This is a genomic window from Intrasporangium calvum, from assembly GCF_028446585.1.
Classification (GTDB): domain Bacteria; phylum Actinomycetota; class Actinomycetes; order Actinomycetales; family Dermatophilaceae; genus Intrasporangium; species Intrasporangium calvum_A.
Genome location: NZ_JAPFQL010000143.1, coordinates 1 through 3,586 on the forward strand (window position 1 = coordinate 1; position 3,586 = coordinate 3,586).

At 70.2% G+C, this 3,586-nt stretch carries 3 protein-coding genes; 2 read left to right on the forward strand and 1 reads right to left on the reverse strand.

Features of this window, described 5'->3' with window-relative positions; translation table 11 throughout:
- Positions 1-342: hypothetical protein (locus tag OO014_RS19050; protein WP_272463905.1), on the reverse strand; the 342-nt coding region annotated here is incomplete at its 3' end.
- A gap of 178 nt (positions 343-520) precedes the next feature.
- On the opposite strand from OO014_RS19050, the gene OO014_RS19055 reads away from it, so the two are divergent.
- Positions 521-1,801, forward strand: coding sequence for a helix-turn-helix domain-containing protein (locus OO014_RS19055; RefSeq protein ID WP_272463906.1), 1,281 nt, complete (start codon positions 521-523; stop codon positions 1,799-1,801).
- Between the two features lie 178 nt (positions 1,802-1,979).
- Positions 1,980-3,464: a uracil-xanthine permease family protein gene (locus tag OO014_RS19060; RefSeq protein WP_272463907.1), complete on the forward strand. Its 1,485-nt coding sequence runs from the start codon at positions 1,980-1,982 to the stop codon at positions 3,462-3,464.
- Positions 3,465-3,586: the final 122 nt, after the last annotated feature.

The window sequence follows — 3,586 nt, forward strand, 5'->3', positions numbered from 1 at the left end:
CCCACCCCGTCCCACTCGAGTGAGCTGGGGGTGGCGTGCCGGCTGCGGTCGGGGCACGACTCGGGACGGGTGCTGCACCCGGGCTGCAACGACATCAGCCCGGGCCAGCCTGACCCGCCCCTCGCCGACCACGACCTCGTCGCCGGGAACCACGTCCCAACGCACCTCCCCCGCCTTGGCCGCGAGCCGCAGCCCGATCGGCTGCACCAGCGCGTCACGGGTGAGCAGCGCCAGGACCTCGTCGTGTGAACCAAGGCCCACATAGACGCAGGTCGGGAAGACCCCGAGGACCCGAGCCGTCTGCCTCCGACCGGTCACGACCCCGTGGACGAGGTGCGACACGGCTGCAGGCCACGATGGGCGGGCGGGGATGAGCACAGGAGCCCTCCTCCCCGTCGCAGCCGGATCGATGACCGACGGTACCGAGGCAGGTTAGGGTGCGCTCATGGTGAATGTTGCCAACGATCCGGCCCTCATCAATGGTGAGTTGACAGCGGAATCCGCTGCCGAACTTGCTTCCGTGAGGGAGCAGCTCGAGCGCCAGACGGCCGCGCTGCGCCGCCTCGAGGACGCGGACCGGGCCCTGGTGCACATCGTCCTGGCCGGCGGCACCCTCGACGAGCTGTGCGAGCGGGTCGTCGCGTTCCTCGACCCGACCGCCGCCGCGGCCGCCATGGTGACGACGACCGACGGGCGGGTCATCGCCCGGGCCGGCGACCCCGACGAGCTGCGCTGGGCGGAGTCGCTGCCCTGCTTCGACCGGTCCGGCCGGTTCCTGGTCGAGTCCGAGCCGATGGGGCCACGGGAGGCGGGCACCGACGCCGACCGGGCAGCCGTGCGGATCATCGCCGGCCAGCTGGACCACGGCGTCATCGTCGCCTTCTCGCGCCACCGCACCCTCACCGAGGACGACGTGCGCCTCCTCGAGCGAGCCGCCACGGTCGCCGCCCTGGCGATCACCAAGGACCAGGCCGTCTCCGCCGTCGAGAGCAAGTACCGCGCCGAGTTCCTCCGCGACGCGCTCTCGGGCCGGGCCGGCACGCCGATCGACGCCATCGCCCACGCCTCCTCCCTCGGCTGGGACATCGACCGGCCGCTGGTCGTCGTCGTCGCCGAGACCGACGAGGACGACGACCAGACCGAGCGGGACCGCGACGAGATCCGCTTCCTGCAGCAGCGGTTCGCCCGGGCGTGGACCCACGCGGTGGGCGTCCGCGACCCGAGGACCCCCGTGGTCGGTTTCAGCCGCGAGGTCGTCTCGCTCGTGGCGGTGCCGGAGCCGGGAGACACCGAGCGCGTGATGCGCGTCGTCGGAGACCTCGTCCGGGTCGTCCGGGGCGACGGAGGCGGCGGCCGACGCAGCTTCTCCACGGGCGTGTCCCGCACCGTCACCTCACCCGCGCAGCTGCCCCAGGCGTACGACGAAGCACTGTCGGCCGTCACCGTCGGGCGGCAGATGCAGGGCGACGGCGCCCTCGCCCACGTCGACGGTCTCGGGATCTACCGGCTGCTCGCCCTCATCCCCGACGGCGCCGACCTGCGCCGGTTCGTCCGCGAGTCCCTGCGGGAGCTGGCCACCGACGACCAGCCGGAGTACGCCGACCTGCGCCAGACGCTGAGCATCCTCATCGACACCAACATGAACGTCGCCGAGACCGCTCGGCTCCTCTTCTTTCACTACAACACGCTGCGCTACCGAATCGGCAAGCTCGAGAAGATGCTCGGGCCCTTCACCTCGGACCCCGAGCTGCGCCTCACCCTCGCCCTCGCGCTCAAGGTGCACCAGATGCGCGGGCTCTGACCCATCCCTCCGACGCATCGAGGCGCGTACGGCACCTTTCGTGGGTAACGGGACCAACTCGTTATCAGCAAATGCCGAACCCCCTCCCCCACAACGGGAGTAGGTTTCGCGCAATCCCGCCGTGGGAGTGAGCCGAGTCACAGGAGGTGACCGGCCGCATAACGCTGAGGAGTCTTCAATGGCTTTGGGCTGGAAACTGCACGGGGACGGCAAGACGACGGGACCCGACGACGTCGTCGCGCCCGACGAGCGACTCTCCTGGCCGCGCACGATCGGGCTGGGCGCCCAGCACGTCGTGGCCATGTTCGGTGCGACCTTCGTCTTCCCGCTGGTCATGGGCCTCAACCCGCAGCTCGCGATCATGATGAGCGGTGTCGCGACGATTCTCTTCCTGCTCATCGTCAAGGGGAAGGTGCCGAGCTACCTCGGCACCTCGGCCTCGTTCGTCGGCGCAGTCGTCGCGATCCGGGCCCAGGAGGGGTCGACGTCGGCCACGGTCACCGGCGCGATCCTCGTGGCCGGGCTCATCCTCGCCCTGGTCGGCCTCGCGATCCACTACCTCGGCTCGGAGGTCCTGCACCGGGTGCTGCCCCCCGTCGTCACGGGCGCGGTCGTCATGCTCATCGGCTTCAACCTCGCCCCCGTCGTGGCCGGCATCTACTGGCCGCAGGACCAGTGGGTGGCCCTCGCGACGATGCTCTTCACCATCGTCTGCGCGGTCGCGTTCAAGGGATTCATCTCACGCATCGCCGTCTTCCTCGCGCTGATCTTCGGCACGCTCCTGTCGTGGGTGCTCGACCGGACCGTCGGCCAGATCACCTCGGTCCTCGGCGGCGCGACCGAGGCGACGACTCACTTCCGCACGAACTTCGACGCGGTCTCCGCTGCCTCGTGGTTCGGCTTCCCCCCGGAGACGATGATGGGGGCCGACGGCAAGGAGGTCGCCGGGTGGCACATGCCGAGCTTCTCGATGGCAGCGATCCTGCTCGTCATCCCCGCGGTCATCGCCCTGGTCGCCGAGAACACCGGCCACGTCAAGGCCGTCGCCGAGATGACCGGCCACAACCTTGACCCCTACATGGGCCGAGCGATCGCCGCCGACGGTGTCGGCACCGCGCTCGCCTCCGCCGTGGGTGGCTCCCCCACCACGACGTACGCCGAGAACATCGGCGTCATGGCGGCCACCCGGGTCTACTCGACGGCGGCGTACTACGTGGCGGCTCTCGTGGCGATCCTCTTCGGCTTCTCCCCGAAGTTCGGACAGCTCGTCTTCTCCATCCCCGGTGGCGTCCTCGGCGGCATCACGGTCGTCCTCTACGGCATGATCGGCCTGCTCGGCGCCAAGATCTGGAAGGAGAACGGCGTCGACTTCGGCAACCCGATCAACCTCGTGCCGATCGCGGCGGGCATCATCATGGGCGTCGGCAACGTCTCGCTCGTCTTCAGCGACTCGTTCTCGCTCAGCGGCATCGCGCTGGGCACGCTGGTGGCCGTCGCCGGTTGGCACCTCGCCAAGGCGATCGCCCCCGCCGAGCTGCGGGTGAGGGCCGAAGCGGCGCACGGCACGATGATCTCGCTGGGCGGCGAAGAGGGAACGTACGGCGACGGAGACCAGGTCGACGACCTCTACCAGCGCGACGACCGGCGCGAGCCGCGCCACTGACGCCCGGACTCGCGTGCACGGGGCCCTCGAGAGATCGGGGGCCCTGTGCATACCGGGGCCACTCGAGTGACGCCGGGGTGTGGACACCGGGGCCACTCGAGTGAAGTTGGGTGTGGACACCC